The organism is Methylorubrum populi (genome assembly GCA_036946625.1).
In the GTDB taxonomy this organism is placed as follows: Bacteria; Pseudomonadota; Alphaproteobacteria; order Rhizobiales; family Beijerinckiaceae; genus Methylobacterium; species Methylobacterium populi_C.
The window spans coordinates 1290001-1310609 of the sequence record JAQIIU010000002.1 but is presented as its reverse complement, the minus strand read 5'-3'; the positions used below and the strand labels follow the sequence as shown (position 1 = coordinate 1310609).

Here is a 20609-nt window from a genome sequence, read left to right as displayed (position 1 = left end):
CGCCCTGGATCGCTTCGCGGCCGCTCGCGATGACGGCGTGGGGCGAAACCCGAAGCGATCGATCGGAAACGGTATCATACCAGCCGGCGATGAGGATCGCTCATCGTCGGCTGCCCCCGCGACCGCTTGGTATCAGTTGCGCGGACCCTGGCGAGTGAAGCAAGGCGATTATGCGCTCGACGCAGTGCACGCTCAGATAGTGAGTTTCTAATCAGAGTCTGTTTGACTGCGGTCATCCCATCTCGTCCCTCATCCTGAGGGACGAGATGGGAGCAGGGCTTTCCCCTCGCCGTTGCCTGACGAAGACACGTCGGCCGGTCGAACGGGCTCTCGCTCGCAGGCGTTGGAGCCGCCGTTGAGCCGTGATGTCGGCGCTCTCGCCGTCGGCGATCGAGGCCCCGTGCCCATCACGAAGCCTTGCTTTGGCGCGTTGAGAACCCACCTTCACCGCATGCCTGACGCGGACGCCCCGAAACCATTGCCGACGGCGCTCGCCGACGGGTCGGAAGCCGAGGACGTGCCGTTCGGGGCACTCCAGGCTTGCGTCGGCGTACGCGATTGGCTGCTCGGCGAGGGCGCCCGGCTGCCGAAGGCCGACGATCTTCTCGCGGGCCTGGGCGAGCGGCTCAATGCCGTCGGTGTGCCGATCGATCGCGCCTCCACCGCCATCGACACGCTGCATTCGGAGTATTCCGGCGTCGGCCGCGTCTGGACCCGCGGCGGCGGCTCGACCGTGCGTCTGTTCCCCCACGGCGAGGCCTCGGCCAAGGCCTACCGGGTGAGCCCGTTCTACGCGGTGCACGAATCCGGCGAGTGGCTCAGCCTCGACTTGTCCGAAGCCGACGATGACGCCTACGCCATCGTCCCGGAACTGAAGGCCGACGGCTATACGCACTACATCGTCGCGCCGCTGATCTTCACCAACGGCACCAAGAACGGCATCACCTTCGCCACCCGTGCCGAGGGCGGTTTCCGCGACGAGGACATCGCGATCCTGCGCTTCGTCATGCCCGCGCTCGCGGCGGTGATGGAGATGCGCCTGCTCAACAAGCAGCTCGACACGGTGCTGCGCATCTATGTCGGCGACGAGCCGCACCGGGCGATCCTGGCCGGCGATATCCGGCGCGGGCAGGTGCGCCGCATCCGCTCGGCGATCCTGTTCGCGGACATGCGCGACTACACGCGGCTCTCCGCCGACCTGACCCCGGAGGGCGCGGTCGACCTCCTGAACGCCTTCTTCGACTGCCTCGTCCCGCCGATCGAGCGGGAGGGCGGCGAGGTGCTGAAATATCTCGGCGACGGCCTGCTCGCGATCTTCCGCGAGTCGGGCGACGATCTCGGCGGTGCGGCCAAGAGTGCGCTCACGGCCGCGGAGGCGGCGCTTGCCGCATTGGCCGAGGCGAACGCGGTCGGGCGCTTCGGCGAGGGCGGCCCGGCGGTCGATGCCGGCATCGCCCTGCATCACGGCGAGGCGGCCTACGGCAATGTCGGGTCCGGCACGCGGCTCGACTTCACCGTGATCGGACGCGACGTGAATCTCGCGAGCCGGCTGGCCCGGCTCAACCGCACGCTTCAGGAGCCGCTCCTGATGTCGAAACCCTTCGTCGATTTCCTGTGGGGCGACCCCGAGCCGCTCGGCAGCCACCGCCTCGACGGCTTCGACGCGCCGATGGCGGTGTATCGCCCCGGACGCAGGCCGGCCGCGAAGGCGGCGGCCGCGGAATAGTTTCTTTCCCGAGAGGCCGCCGTTCGATCGAACGAGCCCGCCGTCCGGTGCCGTTCGTGGATCGGATTGCCCTTGGTCCCTCGGCGCGAGGGGGGGATTGACCGCGCGCCCGCATGGGCCCACATCCGACCTGTTCCAGGGAGATCCCCGGCAAGGGGCTGAGACACCGCTATCGCCGTCACCGGCAGCGCGGAAATCCTTCGAACCTGATCCGGCTCATACCGGCGTAGGGATTGGACCTGAAGGGTCGCTCTCATCGAGCGGACCCGCTTCCGACGAAGCACATGGTGCCGGTTCCTGCGGGCAGACCCGCGGAAGGCACGTTCTCGATGTCCGACCTGCTGACCTCTCCGATCGGCCGGCGACGCATGCTTGATCTGTGCCCGCCGGCCGCCGAGTTGCCGCCGCGCGCCGACGTCGCCGTGGTGGGGGCCGGGCTGATCGGCCTGTCGATCGCGTGGCGTCTGGCCCAGGCCGGGCGCTCGGTGACCGTGGTCGAGCGCGAGAGCGTCGGCAGCGGCGCGAGCCTCGCCGCCACCGGCATGCTGGCGCCGGCCGCCGAGCACGAGCCGGGCTCCGACCTGCTGCTGCCCCTCGCGCGCGAATCCCTGGCGCGCTGGCCCGCCTTCCGTGACGCGCTCCAGGCCGCCTCGGGCACCGGGATCGATTATCGCGAGGACGGCACGCTGGTGATCGCCATCGGCCGGGACGAGGTCGAGCGCCTGCGCTTCCGCCACGACCTGCAGCGGCGCTCGGGCGTCGCCGCCGAGTGGCTGTCCGGTCCGGAGGTGCGCGCCCGCGAGCCGTTGCTGCGCCCGAACGTGACCGCCGGCATCCTCTGCCCGCTCGACGCCCAGGTCGATCCGCGGCTCGTCATGGCGGCGCTGCTGCGCGCCTGCGAGGCGGCGGGCGTCACCATCGTCGAGCGCGTCGCGGTGGAAGGGCTCGAGCATCGGGCCGGTCGCGTCTGCGGCCTCCGCGCGGGCGGGGGAATCCTCGCCGCCGGCACGGTGATCCTCGCCGCCGGGGCCTGGAGCGGGGAGGCGGGGCTGCTGCCCGACGATCTCGCCCTGCCGGTCCGGCCGCTCAAGGGCCAGTCCCTGGCCCTGCGCACGACGCGGCGCACCGGCACCCTCTCGCGGATGGTCTGGAGCGAATCCGTCCACATGGCGCCCAAGGGCGACGGCCATCTCATCGTCGGCGCGACGGTGGAGGATTGCGGCTTCCGCGGCGGCGTCACCGCGGGCGGCCTGTTCGCCCTGCTGGAGGGCGCGCGCCGCGTCCTGCCGGGCATCGAGGAGATGGAGGTCGACGCGGTCTGGAGCGGCTTCCGCCCGACCTCGGACGACGATGCGCCGATCATCGAGGAGGCCGCGCCCGGCCTCGTCGTCGCCACCGGTCACCATCGCAACGGCTACCTGCTCGCCCCGGCCACCGCCGACGCAGTGGCGAGCCTGCTCGGCGAGGGGGCGCTGCCCGACTACGCCCGCGGCTTCGGCCGCGCACGCTTCCGTTCACACAACCGGGGGAGGGCCGTGGCATGAGACTGACCGTCAACGGAGCGCCCTGCGAGCACGAGGCCGACGACCTCGCCGCCCTGTTCGCCGCCGAGGCCGAGGCGCGGGGCATCGAGAGCCCCGAAGGCATCGCCATCGCCGTCAACGGACGCGTCGTGCGCCGGAGCGCTTGGCCCGAGACCGCGCTCAACGAGGGCGACCGCATCGAGATCGTCCGCGCCATGCAGGGAGGCTGACCCATGAACCATCACGACACCACCCTGGCGCCGGCGCCGGATGCCGCGCCGGCCGAGGCGGCGGACGACGCGCTGGAGATCGCCGGCGTGCGGCTCGCCTCGCGCCTGTTCATCGGCACCGCCGGCTATCCGAGCCAGGAGATCATGGCCCAGGCGGTGCGCGCCTCCGGCGCCGACGTCGTCACCGCCTCGATCCGCCGGGTCTCGCTCGGGGGCCACGGCTCGGACACCTTCCAGAAGCTGAAGGGCGCGCGCTTCCTGCCCAACACCGCCGGCTGCGAGACCGCGCGCGACGCGATCATGACCGCCGAACTCGCCCGCGAGGCGCTCGGGACCGGCTGGATCAAGGTCGAGGTGATTGGCGACCGCGAGACGCTCTACCCCGATGTCGCCGAGCTGCTCGAAGCCTGCCGCCACTTGGTGGACGACGGCTTCACCGTGCTGCCCTACTGCAACGACGATCCCGTCGTCTGCGAGCGCCTGGCCGATCTCGGCTGCGCCGCGGTGATGCCGATGGGCTCGCTGATCGGCTCCGGCATGGGCATCGCCAACCCGGCCAATCTCGAACTGATCTGCCGTCGCGCCAGGGTACCGGTGATCGTCGATGCCGGCATCGGCACCGCCTCCGATGCGGTGATCGCCATGGAGCTCGGGGCTGCCGCCTGCCTCGTCAACACCGCGGTCGCCAGGGCCGACGATCCGGTGCGGATGGGCGCCGCCATGCGCCACGCGGTCGAGGCGGGCCGCCTCGCCCATCTCGCCGGGCGCATCCCGCGCCGGGGCCGGGCCGAGCCGTCGAGCCCGCAGCTCGGCCTCGTCGGCTCTTGAGGCCGGGCGCCGCACCGCTGCCGCCCCTCCTCGTCGTCACCGACCGGCACGGCGCGGCCCGGCCGCTGGCCGAGACCGTCCGGGCGGCGGTGGCGGGCGGTGCCCGTTTCGTCTGGCTGCGCGACCGCGATCTCGACCGTGAGGCGCGGCGGGATCTCGCCCGAACGCTCGCCGATCTCCTGCGGCCCGTCGGCGGCACCCTCGTCGTCGGCGGGGCGGCGGAGCTTGCCGTCGAGGCCGGTGCGCAGGGCGTGCACCTGCCGGGGTCGGCGGGCCTCGACGGCATCCGCGCGGCGCGCAGCCGGCTCGGCGCCGGTCTGGTCGGGGTCTCGGCCCATTCCCCCGCAGAAGTCGCGGCCGCTGCCGAGGCCGGCGCCGACTACGTCACCCTGAGCCCGATCTTTCCGACCGCCAGCAAGCCCGGCTACGGGCCGGCCCTCGGCCTCGCGGCCCTGCGCACGGCCTGCGCCTCCCGCCTCCCGGTCTTCGCCCTCGGCGGGATCGACGCGGACAACGCCCGCGCCTGCCGCGAAGCGGGAGCGGCGGGTGTGGCGGTGATGGGCGGCGTGATGCGTGCCCCGGACCCGGGAGGCGAGAGCGCCCGAATTCTCGCCGCCCTGAGCGGTGCAGCCCGCGAACGCCCCGTCTTCTGACCCTCTTTCGGATATCGGCCTTGCGCGATCGCCTCTGGCGCTGCGGCGCGAGGCGTATAGAAGCGCAGGCGGATTTCTCTTCAAGCAAGGCTCCCTCGGGGGCTTCGAGCCGAACCGCATGATCAACTCCCCCCTCATGACCGTCATGGTCGACGCCGTGCGCAAGGCCGCCCGCGGCCTCAAGCGCGACTTCGGCGAGATCGAGAACCTCCAGGTCTCCCGCAAGGGGCCCGGCAACTTCGTCTCGGCCGCCGACAGGAAGGCGGAGGAAGTCCTGCGCGACGCGCTGATGAAGGCCCGGCCCGGCTACGGCCTCGTCATGGAGGAGAGCGGGAACATCGAGGGCACCGACCGGAGCCACACCTGGCACGTCGATCCCCTCGACGGCACCACCAACTTCCTGCACGGCATCCCGCATTTCGCGATCTCGGTCGGGCTGGAGCGCGACGGCCAGATCGTCGCCGGCGTGATCTACGATCCGGCCAAGGACGAGCTGTTCATCGCCGAGCGCGGCAAGGGCGCCTTCCTCAACAACCGTCGCCTGCGCGTCTCCGGACGCCAGGATTTCGCCGACGCACTGGTCGCCTACGGCACGCCCTATCTCGGCCGCGGCAGCCACGGCCGGCTGCTCAAGGAGGTCGCCGCGGTGATGGCGGTCTCCGGCGGCACCCGCCGCTTCGGTTCGGCGGCGCTCGACCTCGCCTATGTCGCCTGCGGCCGGACCGACCTGTACTGGGAACGCGACCTCCAGACCTGGGACATCGCGGCCGGCATCATCCTCGTGCGCGAGGCCGGCGGCTTCGTCACCAGCGCCGATGGCGGCGCCGAGCCGCTCGCCGCCCGCTCCATCGCCTGCGGCAACGAAGGGCTCCACCGTGAGCTGATCGGCCTGCTGCGCAAGGCCGCCGCGTAAGCGCCGGGGGGATGACCTCGTGCCCGCCCGCCTGCTGTAACCGCCGCGCATCCACAGAGAACGAGCCCGCCGCATGGAAGCCCGCCGCCACTCCGCCCTGAAGGACTCGATCCGTTCGATTCCCGACTACCCGAAGCCGGGCATCGTCTTTCGCGACATCACCACCCTGCTCAGCGACCCGCGCTCGTTCCGCCGGGCGGTCGATTCGCTGGTGCATCCCTTCGCGGGCGGGCGGATCGATCAGGTCGCGGGCATCGAGGCGCGCGGCTTCATCCTCGGCGGCGCGGTGGCGCACCAGCTCTCGTCGGGCTTCGTGCCGATCCGCAAGAAGGGCAAGCTGCCCCACAAGACCGTCTCGACGGCCTACGCCCTGGAATACGGCACCGATGAGATCGAGATCCACGTCGATGCGATCAAGCCGGGCGACCGGGTGATCCTGGTGGACGATCTGATCGCCACCGGCGGCACCGCCACGGCGGCGGTGGACCTGCTGCGCCGGCTCGGCGCCGAGGTGGTGGCCGCCTGCTTCGTCATCGACTTGCCGGAGATCGGCGGCGCCCAGCGCCTGCGCGACCTCGGCGTCACCGTGCGCACGCTGATGGAGTTCGAGGGACACTGAGACCGTTTCCGATCGATCGGAAACGGTATTAGATAAGAATTGGAAATTTTTAAGCTTGGCCATAATACATCAATATTTGCTGTTATTTAGTGATTTATCCACAGAAAAATAAATATCACAAATTAAGCAGAGTACGATGCTTTCCGTCCCAACCTGAAGTGGGAGGAAAGAAATGAGTTCCTGCACCGATTCGCGCGGTGACAAGTGGGAAATCGATGAGTCGGGCAGTCAATGGCGTTGGCGGCGCACATCTCGGAATGGTAAGATCGTCGGCGCATCCACGGAAAGCTACGTCGACAAATCCGATTGCATTGCGAATGCGCGGCGTAACGGGATGATGTGCGATCCGCGTTGAGTCGACGAAGTCGGACGTGCGGTCTTGCCGCTTGTCGATCAAGCGGCAAGACTGTCAAACAGGCCCTTGCCGTCGGTGCCGCCGGCGAGCCCGTCCACGAAGTTCTCCGGGTGCGGCATCATGCCGAGCACGTTGCGCCGCTCGGAATAGATCCCGGCGATGGAATTGAGCGAGCCGTTGCGGTTGGCGTCCTCGGTCAGGGCGCCGTCGGCATCGCAGTAGCGGAAGGCCACCCGGCCCTCAGCCTCCAGCCGGGCGACCGTGTCGGAATCGGCGAAGTAGTTGCCCTCGCCATGCGCCACGCAGACGTCGATGACCTGCCCCTCGGCGTAGGCCGAGGTGAAGCGGGTGTCGGCGCGCTCGACCCGCAGGAACTGCCGGTGGCAGATGAAGCGGCGGTTCACGTTGCGCATCAGCACGCCGGGCAGCAGGCCCGATTCGCACAGGATCTGGAAGCCGTTGCAGATGCCGAGCACGAGACCGCCCCGCGCGGCATGCGCCCGCACCGCGTCCATCGCGGCGGCACGGCCGGCAATGGCGCCGCAGCGCAGGTAATCTCCGTAGGAGAAGCCGCCCGGCACCACGGCGAGGTCGGTGCCGGCGGGCAGCTCGGTATCGGCGTGCCAGACGCTGACGACCTCCGCGCCCGAGCGGCGAAGTGCACGGGCCACGTCGCCGTCGCGATTCGAGCCTGGGAAGACGACGACGGCGGCGCGCATCAGGCGATCTCGACGGTGTAGTTCTCGACCACGATGTTCGCGAGCAGCTTCTCGCAGGCCGCCTTCAGCGTCGCCTCGGCCTGTTCGCGATCCTCGGAGGCGATCTCCAGATCGAACACCTTGCCCTGGCGCACGCCCGAAATCTCCTGGATCCCGAACGACTTCAGAGCCGCCTCGATCGCCTTCCCCTGCGGATCGAGGACGCCGGTCTTCAAGGTGACGACGATGCGGGCTTTCATGACAAGCACTCGTTCAGGAGGGCGGACGGATGCATCGACCTGGCAGCGATGCCGAAACAGAAGAGATCCGCTCTCGATTCCGTACAGGGAGCCCGGACACAGCGGTGCCGCCCGGACGTCAGCGGCATGCGACCCGCCGATGGATGACGTTTATCGCGGATTCGTGAGAACACATCATCGGATGGGACGATTTTTTACCGGTGCCGGGCCGAGCCGATCGGTTCCGCCTCGGTGGCGCGGCGCCAGAGTTGAAGCATGATCCAGGCGGCGACGAGGCTGAACAGCCCCATCAGCACATGCCCGACGCGGTCGCCGAGATCGAGCAGGCCCGCGAGGGCCCAGCCGGCGGCAATGGCCGCCGCGAACACTTCCGTGCCGACCAGCACCATCAGGCCGAGTATCGTGACGAGGTTCCGCATACGCCCAAGCCTTTTACACCCCTCGCGGCTGAACTAGCCCGAGGGTGGCGTCCCATGCAACCGCTCGAAGCACGGCAGGCCCCATCATCCGGTTCACAAGAGTGGACGATTCGGGTTGGTCTGTTCGATGAGGTTGCTTTGATCGCTGAAGTTGGATCATCTTCGGCGACATGCAGCCCATTCGGGCTTTGCATGATAAAAGGTCGGCGAAGCGGTTCGCCGACCTTGAGCCCCACGGTCCGAATCGCGCTCAGCGCGGAGCCCGCTTGGCGAGGATGCGCTGAAGCGTCCGGCGGTGCATGTTGAGGCGGCGGGCGGTCTCGGAGACGTTGCGCCCGCACAGCTCGTAGACGCGCTGGATATGCTCCCAGCGCACACGGTCGGCGGACATCGGGTTCTCGGGCGGGTCGGCCCGCTCGCCCGGTTGCGCCATCAGCGTGCCGTGGATCTCGTCGGCATCCGCCGGCTTGGCGAGGTAGTCGAAGGCGCCGAGCTTCACCGCCGTGACCGCGGTGGCGATGTTGCCGTAGCCGGTCAGGATCACGCCGCGAGCCTCGGGCCGGCGCTCCTTCAGGCGAGCGATCACGTCGAGTCCGTTGCCGTCGCCGAGCCGCATGTCGATCACGGCGAAGGCCGGCGCCTTGGCCTCCACGGCCGCGACGCCCTCGCTGACGCTCTCGGCCACGTGAACCTCGTAGCCGCGCGTCTCCATCGCCCGGGCGAGGCGGGTCGAGAACGGCTTGTCGTCGTCGACGATCAGCAGGCTGCGATCGCTGAAGGCAGCCAGGGGATCGGCATCGGAAAGAAAGGCGGTGTCCGAGCCCGGCACCGTCGTCCCACTCTGCGTCAGCATGCGGCGCTCCTCGTCGGTTCGTGTCATCCGTGTGCATTATATGGGTGCGGCATCGCGCTCCGTCAGGGGTCGCAGAGAATTGTGCGCAACGCGATGGGGCGCGATCGCCTCCCTCTCGAAAATGTGACGCGCCCAGCTCACCCGGACCAGTGCCCCGCGCTGCCCGGCCTCGGTGCTGTTCGACAGCAGGAGTTGCGCCCCGGAGCGCTCGATCAGCGTCTTGGCGATGAACAGTCCGAGCCCGAGGCCGCCGCCCGCCTCGTCGCTGCCCCGCGAGCGGTCCCGGCCGCGGGTCGTGACGTAGGGCTCGCCGGCGCGCAGCAGCACGTCGCTCGGGAAACCCGGCCCGTCGTCGCGGATCGACAGCGAGACCCGCTCGGCGCTCCAGCGCGCCTCGACCGCGACCTTCGCCTCGGCGAAGTCGACCGCGTTGTCGAGGATGTTGGCGAGCCCGAACATCACGCCCGGATTGCGGCGGCAGACCGGCTCCGGGCCCTCACCCTGCTTCGACACCGCGACGGCGATCCCCAGGGCCCGCTGAGGCGCCACCAATTCCTCGATCAGGTGGCCGAAGGTGACGGTCTGGAGGAAGCCCTCGCCCTCCTCGGTCTCCTCGCCCATGGACGTGAGCTTCGAGAGGATGCCGCGGCAGCGATCGACCTGATCCCGCAGGAGGCCGAGATCCTCGGCGATCGCCGGCGAGGCGGTAGGGCCGAGCTGCCGATCCAGCTCCTTGGCGACGACCATGATCGTGCCGAGCGGCGTGCCGAGTTCGTGGGCCGCCGCCGCCGCGAGCCCGTCGAGCTGCGACAGGTGCTGCTCGCGGGCGAGCACGAGTTCGGTCGCCGCCAGGGCCCGGGCGAGCTGGCGCGTTTCTTCCGCCACCCGCCATGCGTAGACACCGGTGAACGCGGTGCCGAGCAGGATCGCGGTCCACACGCCCGAGACGTAGAGGAAGGGCAGCTCGATCCGCCCGTCGGCGAACCACGGCAGGGGGCGGTGGACCAGGGCGAGCAGGGTCGCGAGGCCCACCGCCAGCAGGCCGAGCGCCAGCGTGCGCTCCGGCGGCAGTGCGGTGGCCGAGATCAAGACGGGGGCGAGGAACAGCAGCGAGAACGGGTTCTGCAGGCCGCCGGTCAGGAACAGCAGGCCGGCGAGCTGGATGATGTCGAACCCGAGCAGCAGCGCCGCCGAATCGTCGCTCAGGCGGTAGCTCGCCGGGAAGCGGATGCGCAGGCCGAGATTCAGCCAGCACGAGGCGGCGATGACGAGGAAGCACCAGCCGAAGGGCAGGTTCAGGCCAAGCCCGAACTGGGCGCCGACGACCGCCGCGCTCTGGCCGGTGAGCGCCAGCCAGCGCAGGCGCACGAAGGTGTCGAGCCGCAGGTGGCGGCCCGTCGGCGTCAGGGTTTCGTGGGCCGCTTCCATCATCGTGCGGCTACGATAGGGCCGGGCCGCAGGACGTCCATCGGGCGGTCTCGATTACATTCCGTCTCGATCCCCGCACTTGACGCAATCCGTCGCCGCCAACATCCGTTAGAGCCGGCTGGGCGGAAACAGGCTCGGAGAGTGCCGATATGGATCTGGCGTATGTCTGGTACGAGGCCGCGCGCGCGATGCTGACACCGGCCCGGCTCGCGGCGGACGCGGCCCGGCACAGCCTGGAGAATCCGGGCAATCCGCTCGCCTACGGCCCCTATGCCCGCTCGACGGCGGCCGCGCTCCAGATGTTCGAGCGGGTGACCCGCCGCTACGGCAAGCCGGCCTTCGACCTGCCCACCACGGTGATCGACGGCCAACCGGTGCCGGTCACCGAGCGGATCGTCTGGCGGCGCCCCTTCTGCCGCGTCGTCGCCTTCGACCGGGCGTTCCACCGCGGGCCGGCCGAGCCGCAGCCCAAGCTCCTGATCGTGGCGCCGATGTCGGGCCATTACGCGACGCTCCTGCGCGGCACCGTCGAGGCGATGCTGCCCGACCACCGGGTCTTCATCACGGACTGGTCCGACGCGCGGATGGTGCCGCTGCTGGACGGCCGCTTCGACCTCGACACCTATATCGACGACCTGCAGGCGATGTTCCGCGACCTCGGGCCGGACCTGCACGTCATGGCGGTGTGCCAGCCCGCCGTGCCGGTGATCGCGGCCGTCGCCCGGATGGAGGCGGAGGGCTCGGGGGCGGTGCCGGTGTCGATGACCCTGATGGGCGGGCCGATCGATACCCGTCGCTCGCCGACCGCGGTGAACTGCCTCGCGCAGGAGCGCGGCATGGGCTGGTTCGAGAAGAACTGCATCACCGTGGTGCCGCCGATGTATCCGGGGGGGATGCGCCGGGTCTATCCGGGCTTCCTGCAACTGTCCGGGTTCATGGCGATGAATCTCGACCGGCACGTCACCGCCCACACCGACATGTTCCACCACCTCGTCACCGGGGATGGCGACTCGGCGGAGAAGCACCGCGACTTCTACGACGAGTACCTCGCCGTGATGGACCTGACGGCGGAGTTCTACCTTCAGACCGTGCAGACGGTGTTCGTCGACCACGACCTGCCGCGGGGCCGCATGCGCCACGCGGGGCGGCCCGTCGATCTCGGTGCGATCCGGCGCTGCGCCATCCTCGCCGTCGAGGGCGAGAACGACGACATCTCCGGTGTCGGCCAGACCAAGGCCGCCCTCGACCTGACGCCCAACCTGCCCGACGCCCGCAAGGCCTACCACCTTCAGGAGAAGGTCGGTCATTACGGCGTGTTCAACGGCTCGCGTTTCCGCTCCGTCATCGCGCCGCGCATCGCCCGCTTCGTGCGGGAGATGGAGGAGGGCGCCCGAGGCTGATGCCAGCGGATTTCCGGTGATGGACGGGCTGCCGGGATGGCTGAGCCGGCCGGCTGCGGCTAGGCTGGCCGCCATGACGCGCGCCCTGCTGCGACGGCCGGATCCGGATCACATCGAGATCGCCCACGAGGGCCGGACGTTCCGCGTCGCCGTCCTGCGGCGGCCGACCGCGCGCCGGCTGACCCTGCGGGTGTCGAACGCGACCGGCGCGGTGGTGCTCACCCTGCCGACCCGCTCGTCCCTGGCCACGGCCCAGAAATTCGCGCAGAGCCACGGCGGCTGGATCGCCGGCCGCCTCGCCAAGCTGCCGGAGCGAGTGCCGTTCACCGCCGGCTCGGTCGTCCCGCTGCGGGGCGTGCCGCACCGGATCGTGCCGCGCGAGGGCCGCGGCACCGCCGAGGCGGACCCGGCGAGCGCCACCCTCGCGGTGCCCGGCGAGACGACCCACATGCCCCGGCGCGTCCGCGAGTTCCTGATGCGGGAGGCGCGGCGCGACCTGTCGCAGGCGGTGGCCGTCTACGCGGCGCGGCTCGGGCAGCGGCCGGCGCGGGTGACCCTGCGCGACACCCGCAGCCGATGGGGTTCCTGCACGGCCCGGGGCGAGCTGAACTTCTCCTGGCGCCTGATCCTGGCGCCGCCGGTGGTGCTCGACTATCTCGTCGCCCACGAGATGGCGCATCTGCGGGAGATGAACCATTCCCCCCGCTTCTGGGCGCTCGCCAACGACCTCTGCCCCAACGTCGACGAGGCGGAGCGCTGGCTGAAGCGGCACGGCTCGACGCTGCACCGCTACGGCTGATCAGACTCGGGCGCAGCGCCTCGGGGCCGGCGGGACCGGCCTCGCACGGCGGCACGGTGTTGCCTCCGGCGGCCCCACTCCCGGATGGGGAACGAAATCTTCGCCAGCGGCGCTGCTCGGCCGGTCGCCGCACCGTCCCCGCTCAGTACTTCGTCACGATCGCCCGGCTGCGGACGCCGGCCCGCTCCGCCGGCCAGGCCGGGCGCGGCTCGACGTGGCCCGGCCACAGGGTGCGGGGGGCGACGTTGTCGCAGACTTCGCGCTGGCGCAGGTAGGTCGGGCGGCCCATCTCGTCGCGGCGCAGAACCGTGCCGCCGTCCCGGCAGAAGCCGGCGATGGCCGCAGCGTCGCCGCGGCGGCGTCCGCGCGGGTTCCGCTCCACCGGCGGGTGCTCGATGGTGAGCGGCGCCTGATGGTTGAGGGAGCGCTCGACATAGGTCGTCGTCGCCTCGGGCGGCAGGTAGTCCGACTCCTCGAAGGGGAGGGACAGGGCGGAGGCGCCCCCGCAACCCGCCGCGACGAGAAGCATCGCGAGGGCGAAGGAGGAGGCGAGGCGGCGCATGGCGGGTTCCTCGGATGATGGACAGCTTGGCCTTACTCTAGGGCAGCCGGGCGCGCAGGGGTAGCCGCTTCGCCCCATGACCCGACACACCCTCGCCGCGATTGCTTGACACCGGGTGACCTGCATGGTCCGAACGCCCGAGCCTGCGCGGCGCTCCTCCGCGTCGGCGCGGTGGCGGTCCGCCGGGGCCGGACGCCGCATCACGAAGCGATCGATCGGAGTTCGTATGAGTCTGTTTGCGGGCGTGGTTCGGGCGCGCTGCTCCGGTGCCGGCTGCGGCCTCGCGCTGGCATCCCTGGCCGCCGCGGCGGTTCTGGCCGGGGGCGGCGCGGCGCAGGCCCAGGGCACCGTGCGCAAGACCTTCGACGATTGGCAGTTGCGCTGCGAGACGCCGGCCGGCGCCAAATCCGAGCAATGCGCCCTGGTGCAGTACGTGGCGGCGGAGGACCGGCCGAACCTCAACCTCGTCGTCATCGTGCTGAAGACCGCCGACAACCGCGGCTACCTGCTGCGCGTGGTGGCGCCGCTCGGCGTGCTGCTGCCCTCCGGCCTCGGCCTCAAGATCGACCAGACCGACATCGGCCGCGCCAGCTTCGTGCGCTGCCTGAGCACGGGCTGCGTCGCCGAGGTCGTGATGGACGACGGCCTGATCAAATCGCTGCGCAACGGGGCGCAGGCGACCTTCATCATCTTCCAGACGCCGGAGGAGGGCGTCGGCGTCCCGGTCTCGATGAAGGGCTTCGGCCCCGGCTTCGACACGCTGAAGTAGGAACTTCGGCGCGGCAGCAAACGGCAAGGGGAACCGCAGGGCGATGCGCAGGGCGTGGAAGATCCTCGGCGGGCTTGTGCTCGCATGCTCCGGTCTCGCTTGCTCCGATCCCGCGCGGGCCGAATCGGGCAGCTTCTTCAAGAACATGTTCGGCGGCGGCGAGGGAGGCGCCTCCTCGGTCACCGCGCCGCGGGCGCAGGATCCGGACGATGCCTATTGCCCGCCGGTCTTCGTGCCGGACGGGGGCGCCGCGGTCCAGGCCTTCGCCGGGACGGCGGGCGACAACACCCGCCTGCGCCATCAGATCGTGTTCAGCCGCCTCAGCCGGGAGTGCAAGGCACGACCCGACGGCTCGGTCGCGGTGCGGGTGGGCGTCGAACTGCGCGCGCTGCTCGGACCGGCCGGGGCGGCCGGGCGCTTCGACGCCCCGGTGACGGTCACCATCAAATCCAACGAGCAGACCGTGATGACCCGCAGTCACCGGGTCGCCGTGACGGTCCCCGTGGGCGCCGCGCAGGGCGAGGCCACGATGATCGAGAACGACCTCGGCGTGCCCGCCGACAAGGCGACGGATTACGACATCGAGGTGAGCCTGGTCGGTGCGGCCGGCCGGGCGAAGCCGGCCGCGCGCCGCCGCAAGCCCGCGCCGGCCGCCGCGCCGGAGCTCGGCGGGGCCGCGGCCGGTCAATGATGCGACCGCCCCGGCAGCATGGCTCCGAACGTGCCGGAGGACGGCATCGCCACGCCTGATCCATGGCGGGGCCGGCCAACCCCGTTCTCCCTCGCACCCGCCGACGACCCGCTGTTCGACCGTCGTCTCGTGCTGCCGGGCGTCCCCCGCGGCGTCTGGATCGTCCTGACCTACACGCTGCCGGCGCGGGCCCGGCCACAGCGCCCGCTGCTGCGCCTGCTGCGCGCCGCCGGGCGGCCGGACACCTTCGTGCTGCCGGGCGTGGCGCTCGGCGTCGCCCGCTGGCTCGGCTACCTGCCGCCGGATTGCGAGGGGATCGAGATCGCCGCCGAGCCGGACTTCGTGCTGGAGCGTGTCGGCCTGCGCGGCAGCGCGAGCGTCTTCGTCGAAGCCCTGCTGAAGCGGCCGGGGCGGGCCGCGGCGGCCGTGCGCGCCCGTGCGCTCCGCGATCAGCGCCGCTGGCGCGACAGCCTGCGCGGCGCCTGCGCCGTGACGCCGCTCGGCCGCTATCCGGCCTGGAAGGCGGCGCGTCTGCGTTCGGCCCTGTCGGCGGGATCGGGATCCGAGGTGCCGATCCGGCTCGTCCTGACCGCTTCGCCGATGCGGGCCGATGCCGTGGCCCGCAGCGTGGCCGCCCTGCGGAAGCAGAGTCACCGCAACTGGTCGCTCCTCGTCGCCTGGACGGACGGCGATCCGCCGAAGCCGAGCGGCACCGATCCGCGCGTCGCCTCCGCCGCCTGGAATCCGTCCGCGACGATGCACGACCTCTGCGGCGAGGCCGAGCTGTTCGGCCTGCTGCGCCCCGACGACGTGCTCGCACCCGAGGCCCTGACCCTGCTCGCGCGCGCATTCGGCGCTGAAGCATTCGACCTGATCTATGCCGACGAGGAGACGGGGGGGCGAAAGCCGACGCCGCGCCTGAAGCCGGACTGGAGCCCCGACTTCGCTCTCGCGACCGGCTATGTTGGCGCCCCTTCGCTGGTCGCGCGCGCGCTGCTCGCGACCCTGCCCGCTGAACCGGTGGGCGACGCCCGCGCGTTCGCCGTTGCCCTCGATCTCGCCGCCTGCGGCGCGGCCCGCGTCACCCATCTTCCGCGCATCCTGTGCCGCCGGGCGCCGTCCGCGCCCGACGCATCCGCCCGCGCGCCGCATCTCGACCGCCACCTTCGCGCGACCGGCTCCCCGGCGCGGACATCCTTGCGCGACGGTGTGCTCGACCTGCTCTGGCCGCGTCCCGAGCCGGCGCCGCTCGTCAGCGTGATCATCCCGTCCCGCGACCGGCTCGACCTGATCGCACGGGTCACCGCGGACGTTCTGACGAAGACCGCCTATCCCGCCATCGAACTGATCATCGTGGACAATGGGTCGACCGAGCCGGCGGTGTCGGCGCTCTACGACCGGCTGCGGACCGACCCTCGGGTGCGCATCGAGAGCGACCCACGCCCCTTCAACTTCTCCGCCATGGTCAATGCCGGCGCGCGGACCGCCCGCGGCGCGATCCTGGTTCTGCTCAACAACGACGTGGCGGTTCTGCGGCCCGACTGGCTCGACGCCCTCGTCGCGCAGGCGGTCCGGCCGGAGGTCGGCGCGGTCGGGGCCAAGCTGCTCTACGGCGACGGACGGCTGCAGCACGCGGGCGTCGTGGTGGGGCTCGGCGGCGAGGCCGGCCACATCCTGCGCCGCCGCCCCGCCGACACCCCGGGCCATCTCGACCGCCTGCGGGTCGCCCACGAAGTCTCGGGCGTCACCGCGGCCTGCCTCGCCGTGGCGCGGGAGAAGTATCTTGCGGTCGGCGGGTTCGACGAGACGGCGTTCGCGGTCGATTTCAATGACATCGATTTCTGCCTGCGCCTCGGCGTCCGAGGCTGGAAGACGATGTGGACCCCTCACGCCCCCCTGTCCCACCTCGAATCGGTGAGCCGCGGGCGGCCGGTCGGGGCGGCGCGCGACCGCTTCGAGCGCGAGGCCGCCGTCTTCACCGCGCGCTGGCGCGACGTGATCCGGCACGACCCGTTCTACCATCCGGCCCTCTCGCTCACGACCTTCGGCGAGGAACTGGAATGAGCGCCGATGCGCTTCCCGACGCCCTGCGCTTCGCCGTTGAGCCCGTGCCCGGACGCCTCGCCTATGCGCTGCGCCATCCGGCCCGCGCCTGCGCGATTCTGCTGACCCGTCTGTCGGGGAGGCGGCTGCGGGCGGCGCAAGGCCTCATCGCCCTGAGCGGGGCCCATCACCGCCTCGCCGTTCCCGCCGCACGCCTGCCGGGACACGAGCCGCCCGCCGCTCTCGCCGCAGCCGGCATCGAGCGGATCGAGCCGGACCCGCAGGGCGCGATCCGTGTCGCGCCCCAGGGATGCCCGATCGTCCTGCTGTCCGTGCCGGGCCAGTTCATCGCGCAAGGTGCGGCCGCCGCCATCGCCGCCGCCTTCGCCGACCCGGATTGCCACGCCCTCTACGGCGATGCCCTGTTCAAATCGCCCTCCGGCAGCGGCTGGCTGCCGGTCCTGCGGCCGGCCTTCGACCGGGACTACCTGCATGCGGTCGATTACATCGGGCCGGTGATCGCGTTTCGCCGCGCCCGTATGATCGCGCTCGGTCCGTTCGCCGACGCGACGCCGCTCGACCTCGTTTTCCGGATCGCGAACCGCTTCGGCCCGCGCGCCGTGCACCATCTCCCACGATTGCTCTCGTTCGGGGACTTCACCGGTTCCGGGGAGGGGCGGGCGGAGAGCCGGCAGGCTCGTCTCGACGCCGTGCGCGACGATCTCGACCGGGCGGGGGAGGGGACGACCCACGCGCGCATCCGAGCGGACGGCGTGATCGAGGTACGGAGGCCCCTGCCGGAGCCGCGTTCCCTCGTCAGCCTGATCGTCCCGACCCGCGACCGCCTCGACCTGCTCCGGCCCTGCATCGAGAGCCTGCGCCATCGCACCGACTGGCCGGCCAAGGACATCCTGATCTGCGACAACGAAAGTAGCGAACCGGAAACGCTCGCCTATTTCCGCGCCCTGGAAGCCGAGGGGGCTGCACGGATCCTCCCCTGTCCCGGCCCCTTCGATTTCGCCGCGATCAACAACCGCGCCGCGGAAGAGGCGCGGGGAACGCTGCTCGCCTTCGTCAACAACGACGTCGAGGCCGAGGCACCGGATTGGCTGGAGCGGATGGTCCGCGAGGCTTCGCGCCCCGGGATCGGCGCCGTCGGCGCACGGCTGATCGACGGCGAGGGCCGCATCCAGCACGGCGGCATCGTGCTCGGCACCGGCGGGCTCGTCACCCACGGCCACCGTTACTTCTCCGGCGAGGCCTTCGGCTATCTCGGTGCCCTGCGGGCAACCCGCGCCGTCTCGGCGGTCACCGCCGCCTGCCTCGTCGTCGAGGCCGGGAAATTCCGACGGGTCGGTGGCTTCGACGCCGCGACCTTCCGCATCGACTTCAACGACGTCGATCTCTGCCTCAGGCTGAACGCGGTCGGCCTGCAAACGCTCTTCGTCGGCGGCGCCGTGCTGCATCACCGCGAATCCGCGAGCCGCCGGCCCTCGACCGAGGCGGCTGCCCGCCATCGCGCCGAGGTGGAGGCGCTGAGAAGGCGATGGGGGCCGCTGCTGGCGCAGGACCCCCATTATCATCCGGGCTTCGATCCGGATCTCTCGACCCATCTGCGCCTGCGCCGCGGCTGGACCGGTCTGGAGCCGGCCTCACCGCGCTGAGCGCGGAAGTCTCACTGCACCAGGCGCGGCCCGCCGGCCTGGACCTTCTCGTTCTCGGACATGATGCCGAGGCGCTTGGCGACTTCCGTGTAGGCCTCGATCAGGCCGCCGAGATCCTTGCGGAAACGGTCCTTGTCGAGCTTGTCCGAGGACTTGATGTCCCACAGCCGGCAGGAATCGGGAGAGATCTCGTCGGCGACGACGATGCGCATCAGGTCGCCTTCCCACAGGCGCCCGGTCTCCATCTTGAAGTCGACGAGCCGGATGCCGACGCCGAGGAAGAGGCCGGAGAGGAAGTCGTTGACGCGGATGGCCAGCGCCATGATGTCGTCGATCTCCTGGGGGGTCGCCCAGCCGAACGCGGTGATGTGCTCCTCCGACACCATCGGGTCGTTGAGCTGGTCGTTCTTGTAGTAGAACTCGATGATCGAGCGCGGCAACTGCGTGCCTTCCTCGAGCCCGAGCCGCTGGGCCAGCGACCCGGCGGCCACGTTGCGCACCACCACTTCGAGCGGGATGATCTCGACCTCGCGGATCAACTGCTCGCGCATGTTGAGTCGGCGGATGAAGTGCGTCGGCACGCCGATGTCGTTGAGGTGCTGGAAGACGAACTCGGAGATGCGGTTGTTCAGCACGCCCTTGCCGTCGATCACTTCGTGCTTCTTCGCGTTGAAGGCGGTCGCGTCGTCCTTGAAGTGCTGGATGAGCGTCCCCGGCTCCGGTCCCTCGTAGAGGACCTTCGCCTTGCCCTCGTAGATGCGACGGCGGCGGTTCATAGGCGTGTACCGTGGTTTGAGGAAGTCCATGGGGCCGTGGCTCCTTCGGAACTGGCACGTGAGCGAAATCCGCGGCGCGGCGACCCGTCTGGCGGGCGGGCGGCCGGGATGTGCCCCTGAGAGCCATTCCCGGCTGCCATGGCATCAATCTACCGGAACGAGGTTTGCAGCACAACGCGTTGGCGCTGCACCGCTTCGTTCACACGGACGCAGGTCTCCGGCTAATCCACCGCCGATATGGGGGCGAGCGCCGTCGTCTTCGATGGGGAGCGGCAGAGATCGGCGATGACGCAGCGCGGGCATTCGGGCCGGCGCGCCTTGCAGGTGTAGCGCCCGTGCAGGATCAGCCAGTGATGCGCGTTGAGCCGAAACGGCTCGGGCACCCGGGCTTCCAGCCCCGCCTGCACCTTGTCGGTCGTCGGCGCGACGAAGAGCGGGATCCGATTCGAGACGCGGAAGATGTGGGTATCGACCGCAATCCGAGGGACCCCGAAGGCGACGTTGAGCACGACGCTCGCGGTCTTCTTGCCGACGCCCGGCAGCACTTCGAGCGCCGCGGCCTCCCGCGGCACCGCGCCCCCGTGTCGCTCCACCAGGATCTGCGAGAGCGCGATGACGTTCTTCGCCTTGGTGTTGAACAGGCCGATGGTGCGGATGAAATGGCGCACCCGCTCCTCGCCGAGATCCAGCATCTTCTGCGGTGTGTCGGCAATGGCGAAGAGGGGGGCGGTGGCGAGGTTCACGCTCCTGTCGGTCGCCTGCGCCGAGAGCACGACCGCCACAAGCAGCGTGTACGGGTTGATGTAGTCGAGTTCCGAGCGCGGCTCCGGGGCGGCCTCACGCAGTCGCGAAAAAATCGTCGCCAGGGTCGCGTCGTCGACGGGTTCCGGCGAGGTTTCGACGCTCGCCGCGAGCCCTGGCATCGGCTTGGCCCGCGGCTTGGCCGGCTTCGCTCCGACCTTTGCGGATTTGGCCGGCATTGTTTTGCCCGCCGCGACGGCGGGGCTGCGGGAGGACGGCTTCTTCACGGGCATGGGCGCGTTATATTCCGTCCATGACGAGCGGCAATCATCCTGCGCATCCGGACGGGCTCGACCCCGCGACGATGGATCGGCCGGTCTATTCGGCGGTGATCCGTCCGCACCAATCCCTCAGCCGGGACGGCTTCCGGATCGTCATGGGGCTGTGCTGCCTCGTATCCTTCGTCACCTCGATCGCCTGCTGGCGCGCCGGCTTCTGGCCGATCGCCGGCTTCTTCGGCCTCGACATGCTGGCGCTCTACGTGGCGCTGAAGGTCAGTTTTCGGCGGGGCAGGTCCTTCGAGGAAGTCGCGATCTCGCCGCTGGAGGTCTTTCTCGCCCGCATCGATCCACGCGGCGTGCGTCGCGAATGGCGCTTCA

General features: G+C 70.6%; 23 protein-coding genes and 1 riboswitch (1 of these 24 running past the window's edge). Of the genes, 15 read left to right on the top strand and 8 right to left on the bottom strand.

Going from position 1 to position 20609, the window contains the following annotated elements:
- Window positions 1–451: 451 nt before the first annotated feature.
- The 8 genes from PGN25_08130 (at window position 452) to PGN25_08095 (ending at window position 6847) form a co-directional block, all read left to right on the top strand.
- The gene (locus PGN25_08130; GenBank protein ID MEH3117555.1) at window positions 452–1726 is read left to right on the top strand and encodes an adenylate/guanylate cyclase domain-containing protein; all 1275 of its coding nucleotides are present in this window, start codon (window positions 452–454) and stop codon (window positions 1724–1726) included.
- 128 nt (window positions 1727–1854) lie between these two features.
- Window positions 1855–1977, top strand: a riboswitch (TPP riboswitch).
- 78 nt (window positions 1978–2055) lie between these two features.
- Window positions 2056–3270, top strand: a complete 1215-nt coding sequence (thiO, locus tag PGN25_08125; GenBank protein MEH3117554.1) for a glycine oxidase ThiO — start codon at window positions 2056–2058, stop codon at window positions 3268–3270.
- The gene (gene thiS, locus PGN25_08120; GenBank protein ID MEH3117553.1) at window positions 3267–3479 is read left to right on the top strand and encodes a sulfur carrier protein ThiS; all 213 of its coding nucleotides are present in this window, start codon (window positions 3267–3269) and stop codon (window positions 3477–3479) included. Before thiO ends, thiS begins: the two co-directional genes overlap by 4 nt.
- A 3-nt stretch (window positions 3480–3482) precedes the next feature.
- Entirely contained in the window at window positions 3483–4307 is an 825-nt protein-coding gene (locus PGN25_08115) for a thiazole synthase (GenBank protein MEH3117552.1), read from the top strand.
- Window positions 4304–4960, top strand: a complete 657-nt coding sequence (locus PGN25_08110) for a thiamine phosphate synthase (protein MEH3117551.1) — start codon at window positions 4304–4306, stop codon at window positions 4958–4960. The genes PGN25_08115 and PGN25_08110 overlap by 4 nt, the downstream gene beginning before the upstream one ends.
- A gap of 118 nt (window positions 4961–5078) precedes the next feature.
- Window positions 5079–5873, top strand: coding sequence for an inositol monophosphatase family protein (locus tag PGN25_08105; protein ID MEH3117550.1), 795 nt, complete (start codon window positions 5079–5081; stop codon window positions 5871–5873).
- Between the two features lie 73 nt (window positions 5874–5946).
- Complete coding sequence (locus PGN25_08100) at window positions 5947–6492, top strand: adenine phosphoribosyltransferase (protein ID MEH3117549.1); 546 nt, start codon at window positions 5947–5949, stop codon at window positions 6490–6492.
- A gap of 172 nt (window positions 6493–6664) precedes the next feature.
- Window positions 6665–6847, top strand: a complete 183-nt coding sequence (locus PGN25_08095; GenBank protein ID MEH3117548.1) for a DUF1508 domain-containing protein — start codon at window positions 6665–6667, stop codon at window positions 6845–6847.
- A gap of 38 nt (window positions 6848–6885) precedes the next feature.
- Here PGN25_08095 and purQ read toward each other — a convergent pair whose 3' ends face one another.
- The 5 genes from purQ to PGN25_08070 all read right to left on the bottom strand — a co-directional run bounded on the left by purQ (window position 6886) and on the right by PGN25_08070 (window position 10508).
- Window positions 6886–7566, bottom strand: a complete 681-nt coding sequence (purQ, locus tag PGN25_08090; GenBank protein MEH3117547.1) for a phosphoribosylformylglycinamidine synthase subunit PurQ — start codon at window positions 7564–7566, stop codon at window positions 6886–6888.
- Complete coding sequence (gene purS, locus PGN25_08085) at window positions 7566–7805, bottom strand: phosphoribosylformylglycinamidine synthase subunit PurS (GenBank protein MEH3117546.1); 240 nt, start codon at window positions 7803–7805, stop codon at window positions 7566–7568. Before purS ends, purQ begins: the two co-directional genes overlap by 1 nt.
- Window positions 7806–7999: 194 nt before the next feature.
- Window positions 8000–8224: a hypothetical protein gene (locus tag PGN25_08080; protein MEH3117545.1), complete on the bottom strand. Its 225-nt coding sequence runs from the start codon at window positions 8222–8224 to the stop codon at window positions 8000–8002.
- A 250-nt stretch (window positions 8225–8474) separates the two neighbouring features.
- Window positions 8475–9077 carry an ActR/PrrA/RegA family redox response regulator transcription factor gene (locus PGN25_08075; protein MEH3117544.1) on the bottom strand — a complete coding sequence of 201 codons (603 nt, stop codon included), beginning with the start codon at window positions 9075–9077 and terminating at the stop codon, window positions 8475–8477.
- 36 nt (window positions 9078–9113) lie between these two features.
- Window positions 9114–10508, bottom strand: coding sequence for an ActS/PrrB/RegB family redox-sensitive histidine kinase (locus PGN25_08070; protein ID MEH3117543.1), 1395 nt, complete (start codon window positions 10506–10508; stop codon window positions 9114–9116).
- A 146-nt stretch (window positions 10509–10654) separates the two neighbouring features.
- Here PGN25_08070 and phaZ point away from each other — a divergent pair, with 146 nt between their 5' ends.
- Both phaZ and PGN25_08060 read left to right on the top strand, forming a co-directional pair.
- A complete protein-coding gene (phaZ, locus tag PGN25_08065) occupies window positions 10655–11905 on the top strand; it encodes a polyhydroxyalkanoate depolymerase (GenBank protein MEH3117542.1) in 1251 nt (416 codons plus the stop codon).
- Window positions 11906–11978: 73 nt separating this feature from the next.
- Entirely contained in the window at window positions 11979–12704 is a 726-nt protein-coding gene (locus PGN25_08060; protein ID MEH3117541.1) for a SprT family zinc-dependent metalloprotease, read from the top strand.
- 142 nt (window positions 12705–12846) lie between these two features.
- On the opposite strand, the gene PGN25_08055 is transcribed toward PGN25_08060, so the two are convergent.
- Complete coding sequence (locus PGN25_08055) at window positions 12847–13266, bottom strand: hypothetical protein (GenBank protein MEH3117540.1); 420 nt, start codon at window positions 13264–13266, stop codon at window positions 12847–12849.
- Between the two features lie 226 nt (window positions 13267–13492).
- On the opposite strand from PGN25_08055, the gene PGN25_08050 reads away from it, so the two are divergent.
- Genes PGN25_08050 through PGN25_08035 form a run of 4 tightly spaced genes read left to right on the top strand, consistent with a single transcriptional unit; the run spans window position 13493 to window position 18433 of the window.
- Entirely contained in the window at window positions 13493–14035 is a 543-nt protein-coding gene (locus PGN25_08050) for an invasion associated locus B family protein (GenBank protein ID MEH3117539.1), read from the top strand.
- A gap of 43 nt (window positions 14036–14078) precedes the next feature.
- Entirely contained in the window at window positions 14079–14726 is a 648-nt protein-coding gene (locus PGN25_08045) for a hypothetical protein (GenBank protein MEH3117538.1), read from the top strand.
- An 18-nt stretch (window positions 14727–14744) separates the two neighbouring features.
- Window positions 14745–16790: a glycosyltransferase gene (locus PGN25_08040; protein ID MEH3117537.1), complete on the top strand. Its 2046-nt coding sequence runs from the start codon at window positions 14745–14747 to the stop codon at window positions 16788–16790.
- Window positions 16787–18433, top strand: coding sequence for a glycosyltransferase (locus PGN25_08035; protein MEH3117536.1), 1647 nt, complete (start codon window positions 16787–16789; stop codon window positions 18431–18433). Before PGN25_08040 ends, PGN25_08035 begins: the two co-directional genes overlap by 4 nt.
- Window positions 18434–18444: 11 nt before the next feature.
- On the opposite strand, the gene PGN25_08030 is transcribed toward PGN25_08035, so the two are convergent.
- Window positions 18445–19239, bottom strand: a complete 795-nt coding sequence (locus PGN25_08030; GenBank protein ID MEH3117535.1) for a phosphoribosylaminoimidazolesuccinocarboxamide synthase — start codon at window positions 19237–19239, stop codon at window positions 18445–18447.
- A 191-nt stretch (window positions 19240–19430) separates the two neighbouring features.
- A complete protein-coding gene (nth, locus tag PGN25_08025) occupies window positions 19431–20132 on the bottom strand; it encodes an endonuclease III (GenBank protein ID MEH3117534.1) in 702 nt (233 codons plus the stop codon).
- 131 nt (window positions 20133–20263) lie between these two features.
- Here nth and PGN25_08020 point away from each other — a divergent pair, with 131 nt between their 5' ends.
- On the top strand, window positions 20264–20609 hold the 5' portion of the coding sequence (locus PGN25_08020; GenBank protein MEH3117533.1) for a DUF2244 domain-containing protein. Its footprint extends 176 nt past the window's final position; only the first 346 of its 522 coding nucleotides appear in the window; it begins with the start codon at window positions 20264–20266; its stop codon lies beyond the right edge, outside the window.